Source organism: Pseudomonas salicis (assembly GCF_057128705.1).
The window spans coordinates 367,742-382,978 of the sequence record NZ_JBSKHU010000006.1 but is presented as its reverse complement, the minus strand read 5'-3'; the positions used below and the strand labels follow the sequence as shown (position 1 = coordinate 382,978).

At 58.3% G+C, this 15,237-nt stretch carries 11 protein-coding genes and 1 pseudogene; 5 read left to right on the top strand and 7 right to left on the bottom strand.

Annotated features, from left to right (window positions below; genetic code table 11):
* Positions 1-4 precede the first annotated feature (4 nt).
* The 3 genes from glmU (at position 5) to glmS (ending at position 4,182) form a co-directional block, all read left to right on the top strand.
* Positions 5-1,372, top strand: a complete 1,368-nt coding sequence (gene glmU, locus ACWKWE_RS23175; RefSeq protein WP_483851819.1) for a bifunctional UDP-N-acetylglucosamine diphosphorylase/glucosamine-1-phosphate N-acetyltransferase GlmU — start codon at positions 5-7, stop codon at positions 1,370-1,372.
* Positions 1,373-1,569: 197 nt separating this feature from the next.
* The gene (locus ACWKWE_RS23170; protein ID WP_483851904.1) at positions 1,570-2,337 is read left to right on the top strand and encodes a DeoR/GlpR family DNA-binding transcription regulator; all 768 of its coding nucleotides are present in this window, start codon (positions 1,570-1,572) and stop codon (positions 2,335-2,337) included.
* Between the two features lie 9 nt (positions 2,338-2,346).
* Positions 2,347-4,182 carry a glutamine--fructose-6-phosphate transaminase (isomerizing) gene (gene glmS, locus ACWKWE_RS23165; RefSeq protein WP_483851818.1) on the top strand — a complete coding sequence of 612 codons (1,836 nt, stop codon included), beginning with the start codon at positions 2,347-2,349 and terminating at the stop codon, positions 4,180-4,182.
* A 60-nt stretch (positions 4,183-4,242) separates the two neighbouring features.
* On the opposite strand, the gene ACWKWE_RS23160 is transcribed toward glmS, so the two are convergent.
* From ACWKWE_RS23160 to ACWKWE_RS23145, 4 genes and pseudogenes are all read right to left on the bottom strand, one after another.
* Positions 4,243-4,932: a flavin reductase family protein gene (locus tag ACWKWE_RS23160; RefSeq protein WP_483851817.1), complete on the bottom strand. Its 690-nt coding sequence runs from the start codon at positions 4,930-4,932 to the stop codon at positions 4,243-4,245.
* Between the two features lie 44 nt (positions 4,933-4,976).
* A pseudogene (locus ACWKWE_RS23155) lies at positions 4,977-6,160 on the bottom strand (M20 aminoacylase family protein).
* Positions 6,161-6,273: 113 nt separating this feature from the next.
* The gene (locus tag ACWKWE_RS23150; protein WP_483851816.1) at positions 6,274-7,362 is read right to left on the bottom strand and encodes a carbon-nitrogen hydrolase family protein; all 1,089 of its coding nucleotides are present in this window, start codon (positions 7,360-7,362) and stop codon (positions 6,274-6,276) included.
* Between the two features lie 48 nt (positions 7,363-7,410).
* Entirely contained in the window at positions 7,411-9,249 is a 1,839-nt protein-coding gene (locus ACWKWE_RS23145) for a sodium:solute symporter family protein (protein WP_483851815.1), read from the bottom strand.
* 143 nt (positions 9,250-9,392) lie between these two features.
* Between ACWKWE_RS23145 and ACWKWE_RS23140 the strand changes: the two genes are divergently transcribed.
* A complete protein-coding gene (locus ACWKWE_RS23140; RefSeq protein WP_483851814.1) occupies positions 9,393-10,388 on the top strand; it encodes a helix-turn-helix transcriptional regulator in 996 nt (331 codons plus the stop codon).
* Positions 10,389-10,426: 38 nt separating this feature from the next.
* Here ACWKWE_RS23140 and ACWKWE_RS23135 read toward each other — a convergent pair whose 3' ends face one another.
* The 3 genes from ACWKWE_RS23135 to ACWKWE_RS23125 form a co-directional block, all read right to left on the bottom strand.
* Positions 10,427-11,614: a virulence factor family protein gene (locus ACWKWE_RS23135; RefSeq protein WP_483851813.1), complete on the bottom strand. Its 1,188-nt coding sequence runs from the start codon at positions 11,612-11,614 to the stop codon at positions 10,427-10,429.
* A gap of 420 nt (positions 11,615-12,034) precedes the next feature.
* A complete protein-coding gene (locus ACWKWE_RS23130; RefSeq protein WP_483851812.1) occupies positions 12,035-12,967 on the bottom strand; it encodes a LysR substrate-binding domain-containing protein in 933 nt (310 codons plus the stop codon).
* 202 nt (positions 12,968-13,169) lie between these two features.
* Complete coding sequence (locus tag ACWKWE_RS23125; protein ID WP_483851811.1) at positions 13,170-14,093, bottom strand: DMT family transporter; 924 nt, start codon at positions 14,091-14,093, stop codon at positions 13,170-13,172.
* 169 nt (positions 14,094-14,262) lie between these two features.
* On the opposite strand from ACWKWE_RS23125, the gene gcvA reads away from it, so the two are divergent.
* Complete coding sequence (gene gcvA, locus ACWKWE_RS23120; RefSeq protein WP_483851810.1) at positions 14,263-15,171, top strand: transcriptional regulator GcvA; 909 nt, start codon at positions 14,263-14,265, stop codon at positions 15,169-15,171.
* Positions 15,172-15,237 lie beyond the last annotated feature (66 nt).

Genomic DNA, 15,237 nt, shown 5'->3' with positions numbered 1-15,237 from the left:
CTTCATGTCTCTCGATATCGTCATTCTCGCCGCAGGTCAGGGCACCCGCATGCGTTCGGCGCTGCCCAAGGTGCTGCACCCGGTCGCCGGCAACTCTATGCTGGGCCATGTTATCCACAGCGCCCGTCAGCTTTCTCCGCAGAGCATTCAAGTCGTGATTGGCCACGGCGCAGATCTGGTACGGGACCGTCTCGCCGCTGACGACCTGAGCTTTGTGCTGCAGGACAAGCAACTGGGCACCGGCCACGCCGTAGCGCAGGCTGTACCTGTCCTGAGTGCTGACACCGTGCTGATTCTCTACGGCGATGTGCCGTTGATTGAGGTGGAAACACTGCAACGCCTCTTGACCCTTGTGAATGACCAACAGCTCGGCCTGCTGACAGTCAATCTGAATGACCCCACCGGCTACGGCCGCATCGTCCGCGACGCAGATAACCGTGTCAGCGCCATCGTCGAACACAAAGACGCCACCGAGGCACAGAAGGCGATCAAGGAAGGGAATACCGGCATTCTGGCGGTGCCGGGCAAACGTCTCGCCGACTGGCTCGGTCGTCTGTCGAACAACAATGCTCAGGGCGAGTACTACCTTACCGACGTTATCGCCATGGCGGTGAACGATGGTCTGACCGTGGCCACGGCGCAGCCGCTGGACGCGATGGAAGTGCAAGGCGCCAACGACCGCAAACAACTCGCGGAGCTTGAACGCCACTATCAGATGCGTGAAGGCCGCCGACTGATGGCACTCGGCGTGACGCTCCGTGATCCTGCGCGATTTGATGTGCGAGGCGACGTCACCGTGGGCCGCGACGTGCTGATCGACGTGAACGTGATCCTCGAAGGCCGTGTCGTGATTGAGGACGACGTGTCCATCGGTCCGAACTGCGTGATCAAGGACAGCACCCTGCGCAAAGGCGCCATCATCAAGGCCAACAGCCACCTTGAAGGCGCCATCGTGGGTGAAGCGGCCGACGCAGGCCCGTTCGCGCGTCTGCGTCCTGGCAGCGTGCTGGGCCCTCGCGCCCATGTGGGTAACTTTGTCGAGTTGAAGAATGCCGAGATGGGCGAGGGCGCCAAGGCGGGTCATCTGACTTATCTGGGCGACGCGGTCATCGGCGCGCGTACCAACGTCGGTGCCGGCACGATCACCTGTAATTACGATGGTGCGAACAAGCACAAGACCATCCTGGGCGAAGACGTGTTCATCGGCTCCAACAACTCTCTGGTCGCGCCTGTGGATATCTCATCCGGTGCCACGACGGCCGCTGGTTCAACCATCAATCAAAATGTAGGTGCCGAGCAATTGGCGGTCGCACGCGCGCGTCAGCGCAATATCGACGGCTGGAAGCGGCCAGTTAAAACCAAGAAAACCTGAGTTATCCACAATTGGAACCGGCGTGAGCGTCAGTGAGGGCGTTCAGGCCGGATTCAGTCCCCATGTGCCACGCTGCTTGGCATTCGAATGCACCGCCCTCGAAATATGCCGCCATTTCACAGCCACCTCTTGACGAACATCTTTCGATAGGTTTCTATCGCGATCGTTATCTTTCGAAACGAAACTTAAGGTCGACCATGTCGAAGCGCAATACCCCTCAACGCCGCCACAACATTCTTGCGCTGCTTAACGAGCAGGGTGAGGTAAGTGTGGATGCGTTGGCAAAGCGTTTCGAAACATCCGAAGTTACGATTCGTAAAGATTTGGCAGCGCTTGAAAGCAACGGTCTGTTGTTGCGTCGCTACGGCGGCGCTGTGCCTATGCCACAAGAGCTGATCGGTGAACCCGGACAGCCAGTGTCGCGCTACAAGCAGGCCATCGCTCGTGCCGCCGTCGCGCGTATTCGTGAACACGCGCGCATCATCATCGACAGCGGCAGTACCACCGCCGCGATGATTCCTGAACTCGGCCAGCAACCTGGCCTGGTGGTCATGACCAACTCCTTGCATGTTGCCAACGCGTTGGGTGAGTTGGAACATGAGCCGGTGCTGTTGATGACCGGTGGCACCTGGGACCCTCACTCCGAGTCCTTTCAGGGTCAAGTCGCCGAACAGGTGCTCAGATCCTACGATTTCGATCAACTGTTTATCGGCGCAGATGGTATCGATTTACAGCGCGGTACAACGACATTCAACGAACTGCTGGGCTTGAGCCGCGTCATGGCGGAAGTCGCCCGGGAAGTGATCGTGATGGTCGAGGCCGACAAAGTCGGTCGCAAGATTCCCAATCTGGAGCTGCCATGGAGCAGCGTCCACACCCTCATTACCGATGATCGCCTGCCCCAAGAGGCTCGCGACCAAATTCAGGCTCGCGGCGTGACATTGATCTGCGCCGCTGTTTCCTAGGAGAAGACCATGTGTGGAATCGTCGGCGCCGTCGCTGAACGTAATGTCACAGCCATCCTGCTGGAGGGCCTCAAGCGCCTTGAATACCGCGGCTACGACAGCGCCGGTGTCGCGCTGTTCAGTAACGCCGGTGTATTGGAGCGCCGTCGCCGTGTGGGTAAGGTCAACGAGTTGGAGCAATCGCTGGCAGGTGAACCATTGGTGGGCCGCCTGGGCATTGCCCACACCCGTTGGGCCACCCACGGTGCGCCGCTGGAACACAACGCCCACCCCCATTTCTCCAGCGGCGAGTTGGCGGTTGTCCACAACGGCATCATCGAAAACCACGAGCCACTGCGCGAGCGCCTGAAAGGTCTGGGCTACCTGTTCACGTCCGACACGGACACAGAAGTCATCGTCCATTTGCTGCACCATAAGCTGCAGGACACGCCGGACCTGGCCGCTGCCCTGAAAGCCACCGTTAAAGAACTGCACGGTGCATACGGCCTGGCCGTGATCAGCGCCAAGCAACCGGATCGTTTGATTGCTGCCCGCAGTGGCAGCCCGCTGGTGGTGGGCTTGGGGCTTGGGGAAAACTTCCTGGCATCGGACCAATTGGCGCTGCGCCAGGTCACCGACCGCTTCATGTACCTGGAAGAAGGCGACATCGCTGAAATCCGCCGTGACAGCGTCCAGATCTGGACCGCAGATGGCCAGCCGGTCGAGCGCGAAGTGGTCCAGTACCGTGAAGGCGCAGAAGCGGCCGACAAGGGCGAGTTCCGCCACTTCATGCTCAAGGAAATCCACGAGCAGCCAAAAGTCGTGCAGCGCACCCTGGAAAACCGCCTTGGTCACGGCCAGGTGCTGGTCCAGGCCTTCGGTCCACAAGCTGCCGAGCTGTTCGCCAAGGTACGCAACGTGCAAATCGTTGCCTGCGGCACGAGCTATCACGCGGGGATGGTCGCGCGTTACTGGCTTGAAGGCTTGGCTGGCATTCCGTGTCAGGTCGAAGTGGCCAGCGAATTCCGCTACCGCAAGGTCGTGGTTCAGCCGGACACGCTGTTCGTCTCGATCTCGCAATCAGGCGAGACTGCTGACACCCTCGCCGCGCTGCGCAACGCCAAAGAGCTGGGCTTTCTCGCCAGCCTCGCCATCTGCAATGTCAGCATCAGCTCGCTGGTACGCGAATCCGACCTGACCCTGCTGACCCAGGCCGGTCCGGAAATCGGTGTCGCATCGACCAAGGCCTTCACCACGCAACTGGTGGCGCTGATGCTGCTGACCCTGTCGTTGGGTCAGGTCAAAGGCACGCTGGAAGACGGCGTTGAAGCTGAACTGGTTGAGGAGCTGCGTCGCTTGCCGACCCGTCTAGGCGAAGCATTGGCCATGGACAGCACCGTTGAGAAAGTGGCCGAGCTGTTCGCCGAGAAGAACCACACTCTGTTCCTGGGCCGTGGCGCGCAATTCCCGGTGGCAATGGAAGGTGCGCTCAAACTTAAAGAGATTTCTTACATCCATGCCGAAGCCTACCCCGCTGGCGAGCTGAAACATGGCCCGCTGGCTCTGGTCGACAGCGACATGCCTGTCGTCACGGTAGCCCCGAACAACGAGCTGCTGGAAAAGCTGAAATCCAACCTCCAGGAAGTCCGCGCCCGTGGGGGCGAGCTGATCGTCTTCGCCGACGAACAGGCCGGCCTGAACAACGGCGAAGGTACCCACGTCATCTCGATGCCGCACATCGTCGACGCCTTGGCCCCGATCCTCTACACCATCCCGCTACAACTGTTGTCGTACTACGTCGCAGTGTTGAAGGGCACGGATGTGGATCAGCCGCGGAATTTGGCGAAGTCGGTGACTGTCGAGTAAGTCACGCGTCAGCTCAGAAAAAAAGAGGCCGCTATCACGCGGCCTCTTCTCTGAAAAAATTTAAACCTTCGCCAGCGGCTCATAAGCCTGTTCCGGAATATCGGACAGCCTCGACGCATGCACCTGGCCACTCAACCCGTAGAACTTCTGAAAACTCATGATCAATGGCGTCCACTTATCCGGATCGATCCGGTTGGCGTGGCCGTCCATGAGTAAATCCGGGTGGACGTGCACGCGGTTGATTCGGACTTCGATGAGGCTGATGAAACCGCGCAGCACGTCACTGTCTTCACCTATTCCATGAGCCGCCGCGACGACTGCTTCGAGCTGGATAGGGCATTCCAGTGCTCGCGCCGCCTTGACGGTGTCAGATGCCAGTCGCGTCATGCCGGCGCGCCCAAATTTGTCGGGTTCGTACACATAACCCATCGCTTCTCGGAACGCTGGAAGCGGGTACACCCCCGTCGTTTTGGCGATACGGTCAACGGCGTTCACTTCGTTGACGGAGGGAAGGTTCAGCACGCATTCGCCGGTGCGCAGCAGGTTTTGCGCGGTCTGCGAGCCGGACGCGATACCCAGCACGCCTCGCCACCCTAGCCAGAACGCCGAAGAGATGGGGGCAAGGTTATGAGTACCGTCTTGATTGACGGTACTCACCAGAACAACGGGGGTGCCGAGGTAAAGGATGTGGGGTTCGGCGACAACGTGGGGCGCATTCATCAGTAGGTTCTCCATGGTCAGATGACTCATGGTGCGGCCCGTTCGGGATCTGTACGCTCCGATTCTTGCGGCGTTTATGTCTGATGGACGGACGCTGCCTGATACGACTTCAGAATGCCGCAGAAAAGTCGCACCCCAACTGGAATCAGCGCATCGTTGAAGTCATACGCGGGATGGTGCAGGGGCCTTGAGGCCTCGGCGCCATCAGCGCCTAACCAAAAATACGCGCCCGGGCAGGACTGGAGCATGTATGCAAAATCTTCCGATGCCATGGACGCTCGTGTATCCCAACGCACGTTTTCGGCACCCAATATAGACGCCGCGACGTCCCGCACGCGCTCGGCACAGGCCGGGTCATTTTGAGTAACCGGATAACCTTCTCGAAACGCCACTGTACCTGTTGCTCCAAAGGCGCTCGGCAACGTATTGACCATCGTGGCGATCATTTCCTGTATCCGACTGCGCACATCCCTGGACAGGCACCGCACTGTCCCCCTGATCGTCGCGGTGTGAGGAATGACGTTATAGGCCGTGCCGGCTTCAATCATGGTGACGCTCAACGCGGCAGCGTCCAGCGGAGAGATTCGCCGCGAAACGATGGTTTGCAGGGCTGACACCAATTGGGTGGCCACGACGATGGGATCGATGCCGTTCTCTGGCATGGCCGCGTGTGAGCCTGAGCCTTGAATCTGAATACTGAAGGTGTCCTGAGACGCCATCATTGCCCCCGGATTCACCGCCAACGAACCTTGGCGCAGGCCAGGCCAGTTGTGCAAGCCGTACACTGCTTGCATGGGGAAGCGCTCAAAGAGGCCGTCTTCGATCATCCGCCGCGCGCCAGCACCTGTTTCTTCAGCAGGCTGAAAGATGAAGTGGACTGTGCCGGTGAAGTCTGTCGCCTCGCAAAGATGCTGAGAGGTGGCGAGCAACACGGTGGTGTGACCGTCGTGGCCGCAGGCGTGCATGCAGCCATCATGGGTGGAAGCATGCGCCAGGCCGCTGTTTTCCTGCATAGGCAGGGCGTCCATGTCGGCACGTAAGCCGATGGCAGGCCCTGTTCCTCGTTGTAATGTCGCGACGACACCCGTCCCACCTACCCCACGAGTCACGGTAAGGCCGAAGCTTTCCAGCAACCGCGCGACCTGCTCGCGGTGCGATGTTCGTGGTAGCCCAATTCTGGATGAGCGTGAAAGTCACGGCGCCAGGCGCAGGCTTGGTCCATGAGCGAAGAAGTGGGTGCGTCTTGAAATGAAGGCATGTTGTTATTCTCGGCTGTCCTTTTTAAGCGTTGCATCGACGGGCACATGCAATCGGAGCCATGTGCCTGTTCACATCGATCCGGGGGCAATCCCGTCCTTCAATGCAACGACCTTATCCTTCGACGTCTTCTGTTGATGACCCTTCCGTAGTTGCATGAGCTGATGCGACAGCACCCTCTGCTGCGGGGAATGGCCCACGCTGTTCTTGCAGGCCGGGTTCGAAAGCATGCACCCGATGAGCAGGGGTCCGATTAAGCAGAAGGCGCATCACATCAGGCCGCGCGTAATGGCCCGCGGGATCGGCAGCGGCCTTTGCCACAGCGATTTCACCGAGATCGATTGGCGCACAGATCACGCCTTCCCATGTGTCGGGCATGCGCTCTGAAATCAGGTTGCCATAAGGGCCATAAATGACGGAGTGCCCTCCGCCGGTGGTGAATAGGGCATGTTTTTCCGGCGCGTCGCAGATTTGATCCACCATCGACTGCGACGTCACGGAGGACGGCGCCAGAACGAAACATCCACCTTCCAACGCGTAAGTCTGGGTGGCGGCCAGACTCGCCTCGGCGCTCAACGAATAGGCGACGTCTTTGTACAAGCTGAAGCCGGGCCACGCTGCTACATGCAACTGCTCGTTCTGGCTGTACATGGCGAATTTGGTCAGCGGCTGCAGATGCTCCCAGCACGACAGTGCGCCCATGCGCCCCAGTCGGGTCTCGCTGACGACCAGGTCGCTGCCGTCGCCCTCGCCGAATACCGTTCGCTCCATGTGTGTGGGCTTCAATTTGCGACGTCGGGAGACGCTTTCGCCGCTGTCGTCGATGATCCAGTTACCGACGTAAAGGCTGGCGCCGATACGCTCGACCACGCCTAGCGATACATGGATTTTGTGCTGCCGGGCAGCGGCGGCGATTAGCCTTGCACCTTCGCTTTCATAGGTGAAAGCGTTCTCATAAAAGCGACGCACCCAGCCCTTGGAGAACCCCCAAGCGGGGGCATCGAGCCAGATCCACCACGGATAACCGGGAATCCAGTCTTCGGGAAAGGCTACGATGGACGCGCCCTGACGCGCGGCTTCGGCAATGTAATGAAGGGTTTTTTCAACGGACAACTGAAGATCGCAAAAACCCGGTGCGGCCTGGATCACGGCAGCGGTGAACTCAGCGGGAAACGGTGAATGTTGCGAGGCGGACATGTTCATGATGGCTACTCAACAGTAAAGCGTTGATGACGTGGCGTTGTGGGTGGTTCAGCCGCGTACAGGCAGATCCGCAATCGGCATGGGTATCGCTTCGGGCTGCGCATCGCGAGCCACCGCGAACAACGTCTCGACCCTTTCGCTTTCTTGCGCTGTGTGAGGCTTGAAGTAGGCAAAACCCACGTAAACCGCCAGGTTGACGACCAGCGCCAGCACGCCCGATGACAACCCATAGGCCCCAGCCAACGTCTCTTTGAAAAACAGTTCAAGCATGATCACCAGCACGAAACCTACGACCATTCCGGCGATGGCCCCTTGCTTGTTACCGCGCTTCCAGAAGATGCCGAGGAACTGCGGCACAGCCAGCTGAATGACCCCTTGATAGGCCAGCACAGCCAGGGTGAACAGAGCGGGAAGCGAGAGACAGGCCACCCATGCAGCCAATGCAGTCAGCACGACCATCGCAAGCTTGGAGACGGTGACGAGTTGGCGCGGCGTGAGATCGACGTAGTTTCCGATGAGGTCGTTGGCGAACTGAGCGCCTGTCGCTTGAATGCTGCCGTCGGTGTGACCGATGGACGCCGCCAGCAAGACAACCCCCGCCAATCCGAGTAACACCAAGCCTCCGGCCTGCTGGCTGACAAGGAACCATACGTCTTCTTCGTGACCGGCGATTCCTGGGAGCTGCGACGCGAGCATCCCGAAAATCAACAGTGAGACGCCGAAGATCAGCGACAGCGGCATGGCCAGCGCCGCCGACTTTTTCAGGGCAACCACGCCATCGGCGGTGAATAGCCGCACGAAGATGAACGGCAGGCACCAGCCCCCGATCGTCCCGGTAAACAGCAGGCTGAACAGATACAGCGGGCCTTCCTTCGAGCCAATGCCAGGAAGCGCGAACATTTTGGGGTCAAGTGAGCCCAGCGTGATCCCTTTGGAGAAGCACAGCCATGCGATCAATGCACACAGCATCACGCTGCCGAAGACGTAGGCGACGATGCCTTGATACATATCGGAGATGATGACACCACGCATACCCATGCGAATGGTCCAGATCTGCCGTATGGCCACCACGATGACGCCTAGGATCACAGCTTCAGAGAAGGGCAACGCGCCCAATGACATGAAGTGAAACAAGCCACCCATCGCTTGCATGGCCAAGACCAGCCATGGAAATCCGGACACGATGCCAATCAACGCGGCGATGGTACGGATGTGCCGTGAGTCATAGCGAAGGGCGAACAGATCGGGCTGTGTATGCAGGTCGAATTTCTTGCCCCACACCCACACGGTTCTGGCCATGGCGTACATCAGCACCACGGTCAGCAGGCTGTACGCGAGGACATAGAACGAAATCACCCCGGCGCCGGCCGCTAGCCCGGCAAATGCAGTAAACATCGCGCCTGGGTACCAAGTGTTCAGGAACGACATCGCCTGGTAGTTCGCGCCGAATGATCTGCCGCCGACGGCATAGTCGGTGAAGTTCTTGTCTTTCACGTGGCTGCGTTGAAGGACGTAGATGATCATCGCGAAGAAGATCAGAAGCATTCCGAAAGTGACAATCATTGAAGTTCTCCTGCTTCGGATTCCTGCATGTATGCCGCCACGACGCTGGCCGTGATCGAGATGCAGATCGCGATGAAATAAAAGAGTGTCGGCGCCAGGCCAGCGATAGGTGTCTGGTGATCGTTCACTAACCAGTGAAGCGGTGGCAGCATCAACACGATCGCGTTGGCCACGAACCAGAGCCGAATGAGAGAGGAGCCGCGAATTAATTGTGATGTAGGCATGGCAGGCGTCCGTGGAATCCTTTGGTAAAACCCAAAGAAAGGTGGTAGGAATTGCCTGACATAAAAATGTAAGGCACGCGGCCACTGTAGGAGCGCCCATTGGGTAATCCCATCGTTCAAATGAACGGGGTGTGCTTCAAGCCAGTGTGACGTGCCACGAGGAAGCCTGATTGACGCAATGGAGTGCGACTGCTTGGTTCTGCCGCTTGCAGCCACCGGACGACAGCGTCCCAGGAGTCACCCATGTTGAAAACGCTCACAGATTGCGGCGACGTGGTTTTGAACATCAACACATCAGCCTTTGAAGCGGACGCGGAAGTCTTTCAAGAGCAGGTGTTGAACCAGATCGATCAGGTGATCGGCTTCGATCGAGCCTGGTGGGGCATCATGTCCCCCACTGCGGCGGGCTTTACCCTGCTGAGTTCATACCAGGCCAATCTCCCCGACTCGTATGTCGAGAAATGGCAAACGTGTACCGGTGATGACCGATTGGCGATGAGTGTGAACGATGCGCCAACACGCACCGTGCGTTTCGGCACTCAGGAATTGCACAGCACTGAGGGGCTTTACGAGATCAATGCCGACGTTGGCAACAAGTACGCCCTGTGTACGGCCTACAGATTGCCGGGACGAGACGACGACTTCCTGTTTCTTTCATTGTTTCGATGCGGCCGAAGCGCCGCTTTCGACAAGTCAGATGTGTGGGCCAAACAGTTTCTGATGCCTCACGTCAATTTGGCGTGGCGCCACAATCTTTCGCGACGTCAGGACCATTATGCGGGGGCTGCCGACACCTCGACCGTCATGAGTTGCGTGTTCGTCGACCTGCAATTTGCTGTGCTGGATCCGCCACCGCGCTTTCGTGAGCTCGTTCGTTCGGTCTGGCCGCACTGGTGCGGCCCCACGCTGCCTGAGCCGCTGATACAGGGTCTGCTCAATGTGCCTCGCGGCTCGGCAGTGAGATTTGCAAGGCTCGGTTTTACCTTGAAACCGGCGGGTGGTCTAAGCCTGTTGACCATTTCAGCCGTATCAGCCCTGGACAGTCTGACCCCGCGCGAATCGCAAGTAGCCGCGGCATTTGCCTGCGGGCAGTCATACAAGGAAATCGCGCGCTCTCTGGGATTGTCGCCAGCAACGGTACGGCATTACCTGCGAGAGATTTACACCAAGCTGGGACTGACCGATAAGGTCGAACTCGCCAATCTGGTTCATCATGCACCCGGTCGCGCAGAGCCCTGACCCGCGTGTTATGACGGATATACCGTGATGACCCCTCCTTATGATCTCTTGATGAAGTCGATCAGGTAGGTGGATAACGTGTCGTAATCGTCATTGAAGTGGTGGTTCCCGGGAATCCCAAGGGTCTTTCCGACGACGGTGGCATCTGTACACCCGCTCTTGCGCGCTTCATCCGTGCCGTACACACAGAACACCTTACTCGCAGGCAGTCGCGCCATTTCCGGGCCTGTCGGGTATTTGCCGGTGTCTTTGCCCATCATGCCTTCGATGCGGATTTCGAAGTTGGCGCTACGTGCGAACGACAGCAGCACAATGCTCTGAACATCGGCCTGATCGCTAACAGGCAAGCGATTGTAGAGCGCGGGGAGTACATCGGCGCCAAACGAATAGCCGGTGACAATGAAGTGTTTGATACCCCATTTCTGGCGGTAGTGTTCCATCATTTGGGACAACTCTTGGGCGCTTTTTTCCGGGCTTTTGAAGTCCCAGTAATACTCCAGCGCATCGACGCCGACGACGGCGATATCGGCGTCGGACAGATGTTCCGAAACACGCTTGTCCAGTCCCCGCCAACCGCCATCACCTGAATAGAAAAGTGTCAGTGTGTCGCTGGGGCTGGCGGCAGGCAGTTCAATCAACGGCAGTTTGTTGAGCATGTTCAATTCGGGAATGTTGAGAATCGTATGACGCAGATACGTTTCCAGTTCCTCGGAAATCAGCTTTTTCGGCGTCATCGGTGTGGTGACGTGAGTGGCGACGCCGTTTTCCCAAACCGTCAATTTGTTCGACGTCAGGTTGTGCCATGTCCCTTTTGACGGGAGCACGGTGGCGGGGTCTGCGCAGACTTCCTTGCTGGCCTCGCCAATGCCATCGGTCGTCAGCGAAACGGCGACCGCCCGTTCATTTGTTTGCAGTGAGAGCCAACGCTGCGCCAGCATGGCCTCTTCATCGAGCCCTACGACAATATCGGCAGTCGGCGCGAAGCGTCGCAAGGACTCGTCGAATTTGCGAAGGGCCTGCAGGCAATCGGAAGGTGAAAGTTCGATCTTCACAACGGTGGCGGAGGCATCGAAACTCAGTTTCCGCAGGCGCTTGGTCTCCAGATCGTTGTCCACAGGCACAGCGATGACGATGGTTTTTTTCGACACATTGGGCACGAATAGCGTCAGCGTCGACGAGCCGCCGAGGTCGTGAGTCTGCACGGTGGGCAAGACGCGCGGCAGCATGGCTCTGCGAGCCTTTCGTTCAACGACCGAGTGAGAGTGGACCGCCCATGCAACGGCCAATGCGACGAGGACAGCGATGGCGACCAGCAGGTATTTTTTTTGTTTGAAGCGCCGACTGAGGGCTTTGATCGTTTGCATTCTGATTATTCTAAAAAGCCTTTCTGCCTCAGGCATCGCGAGGAAAATCTCTGACGGGCACAGGGCGAAAACGTGGGTATGGGATTGGGCGCAAAAGGCACCCGAGCGCAGGCGCCGCATCATACGTGAAGACTTGAATGCCGTTCACTGTATGCCGCTCCGCCTGTCTGAAGGCTGACGGACTATCGTCCACAGGAATGAATGGAGGAAAAAAACCACTCGTAAGTGGTTTAAAAAGAGGGTGTAACTAGGTCGCCGGTGAAACCTCGCAGGTGTTTGAACTCACGCGACCTTGTGCACACTCGCTGCTTCACGAACATGCCCCTTTGCCGTCTTGCCCGCCTGTTGTACCGCCCACTTCATGAACTCGACGATAGCCCATTCCTCGCGCCGCTCTTTGGCGCAGTACACGAAGTAATCGAATTTCAGTTCGGACGTAGCGTTGGTCACTTGCACCAGGCGCTTGGAGCGCAGGGCTTCGGACGCAAACACGTTGTTGACCAAGGCAATCCCTTGACCCGCACAAGCGGCACTTATCAACAGGGATTCATCGCCATAACTCGATCCCTGGATCATTTTGCGGTTGTTCACACCGAACGCATTCATCCACACCTTCCAGTAGTTGCGTTCGGTGTCTTGCAGCAGTGGATAAGTCAGGCAGTCTTGTGGACTCTCGATGGTCCGTTGTTTAGTGAGCAAGTTTGGACTGCACACGGGGATCAAATAAGACGACCAGAGGCGGGTGGCATGGTTGTCCGGGCTGCTGGCCATTTCTCGCTGAATAGAGATATCCACATGGCCATGCTTGAGATCCGAGAGGCCATTGCAAATCTGTATCGAGATTTCGATGGTCGGGCAGCGCTCTTTGAAATCCCCCAGCGCGGGGATCAGCCAGGAGCTGGCGATGGTGGACGTGGTGCTGATGACCAGGCGGGTCTGGCGAGGCTGTTTGAGGGCCGCCCCAGACCAGGCTTTTTCGATCACGTCGAAGGTGTCGGACAGCTCATCGAACAGGCCGCGGCCACTGGTGGTGAGCTGAATGCCTTTGGCGTCGCGTTCGAACAGGCGTTTTCCAATCTGATCTTCCAGCCCTTTGATCTGCTGGCTGATGGCGGCGGGGGAGACGCACAGGTGATCGGCGGCGCGTTTCATACTGCCCACCTTGCACACCTCGACGAAGGTGCGAAGGGCAATCAAGGGAATCGCTCTGCTCATCGTACTGACTCCGCCCGGATGCCACAGCCCGAAAGCTGAAGGGTGAACGCGTGTGTGAGTGATGCCATGTCAGTCATTCCAGAACGTGTCGTTATCTCCGGTCCGGCAGATCCATGAGTAAATGCCGAGCGAAGAAAGGCCGAGTCTGGCGGTCGCCCCCAGACAGTCTCGTTACGGATTCAGCTGTGGATAAGTGCGTGAATCAGGTGGTGGCGGGGTTGTCCCGTGATTCGGGTAACGGTTTGGGCCTGCTCTTGCTGAGCACGAACCACACGGCCAGACAAATCAGCCCGCCACCGTACAGATGACCCGCCGACAAGTGTTCATCCAGGAACATCACGCCCCAGAGCACCCCGAATGGCGGGATCAAAAAGGTGACGGTCAGTGAGCGGACCGGGCCGATGTCAGCAATCAGCCGGAAATACAGAATGTAGGCGCAGGCCGTACACACAAAACCCACTGCGAGAAGAGACAACCAGACCGTTGAATCTCCCCAGCTGGCGGGCGGGTTGACGGTGGCCGAGATGCCGAAGAACGGCGCGAGAAACAGCGTAGCGCCGATTTGACTGCCAAACGCGACGAGTTTGGCGTCGAGACCGCCTTTGTCGGCAATCCACTGGCGGGTGAGAAACCCTGCCACGCCGTAGCAAGTGGTTGCGACCAAACAGGCCAGAGCACCCATCACCACCGTATTGGTGAAGGTCATCGGGCCGGTGGTGGTCAACAAGGTGATCCCCAACAAGCCCACCAATACACCCGCTGCTTTTTTTTGAGTCAGCGTGTCATTGAAAAACATGGACCCGATCAAGACGCCCATTAACGGCGTGGTGGCATTGAGAATGGCGGAGTATCCGGCGGGTAGTAGCAACGCCGCCATGCTGTACATCAAAAACGGAATACCCGAGTTGATGATACCCAGCACCATGGTCGCTTTGAGTTTGTCCTGGAAATCGTGGCGGGTTTTGAACATCGCCAGGATGACGAATAAACCGATGGCGGCGATTGATACCCGGAAGAATGCGGTAGGCAATGCGCCTAATACTGGGGCGGCCACGCGCATGAACAGAAAACTTGCTCCCCAGATCGCAGCGAGGAGAAGCAGTCGAACATAATCAGATGGACGCATGGCACTTCCTTCCCAAATCCAATGCTTGAAACGGACGGCGCGAAAGTTGTGGATTGACGCTTGTCGAGCCGGGGTGTGATGATTTGAGCAGTCTCTCCAGTCGTGCTCAAGCGAGCTTTTCTAACGCACATTAGATTTTCTTAACTGATTTTCTTAACTAAGGACCGGCATGAAATTCCCGCCCTTGTACGCGTTGCTTTGCTTTGAAGCGACGGGGCGTCACGCCAGCATGAAGAGCGCGGCGGGCGAGCTTTTCGTCACACCGGCGGCGATCAGCCAACAGATTGCCAAGTTGGAAAAAGCCGTGGGCGTCACCCTGTTCATCCGCAACACCAAGCGTCTGGAGCTGACCCCCGAAGGTAAGATTTACTTACGCGCGATCCGCCCCGCATTAGGCCAGATCTCAGACGCGACTCAGCGGCTGATGAGCGACAACGGCCCCAATACCATCACGGTCAGTTGCACCAGCGGTTTTGCGATGCAATGGCTGTTGCCGCGCCTGCCGGATTTTCAGGCGATCTGCCCTGGCATCGAAGTGTTGATCAGCACGACCAATCGATTGGTTGACCTGTTGGGCGACGGGGTGGATTTCGCCGTGCGCCACGGGCTTGGACGCTATCCGGGTCTGGAGGTCGAGATGCTGATCAACGACCGTTTGCAGCCGGTATGCGCGCCGAGCCTGCTGCCGGAGTCGCGCTTTCTGTCATCGCCCATCGACCTCAAGAATTACAACCTGTTGCATGACGAACACCGCGAAGACTGGGCGCTGTGGCTGCGGGCGGTGGGCATCGAGGACGCTGAAGCTGCGGTACACAGAGGCTCGGTATTTGTGGACTCCAACGGGGTGATCGAGGCCGCGTTGGCGGGCATGGGCATCGCACTGGTGCGCCGGTCGCTGGTCCGCGAGGAGCTGTCGTCAGGGCGGCTGGTGGTGCCGTTTCGCGCGACGATCGACACGCCCATCGCGTATTACCTGGTCTACGACGAGACCGCCATCCTGCCTAAATCCAGCCGTCAGTTCCGGGATTGGCTGGTGTCCCAGGCGATAGCCAGCCAACGGGAATTCACGACGCGCTGAGGAGTGGGGTGCCTATTTACGGCGGCTATACCGTTCACATGCTACCTGCTGGAGAATCGCGGCCCC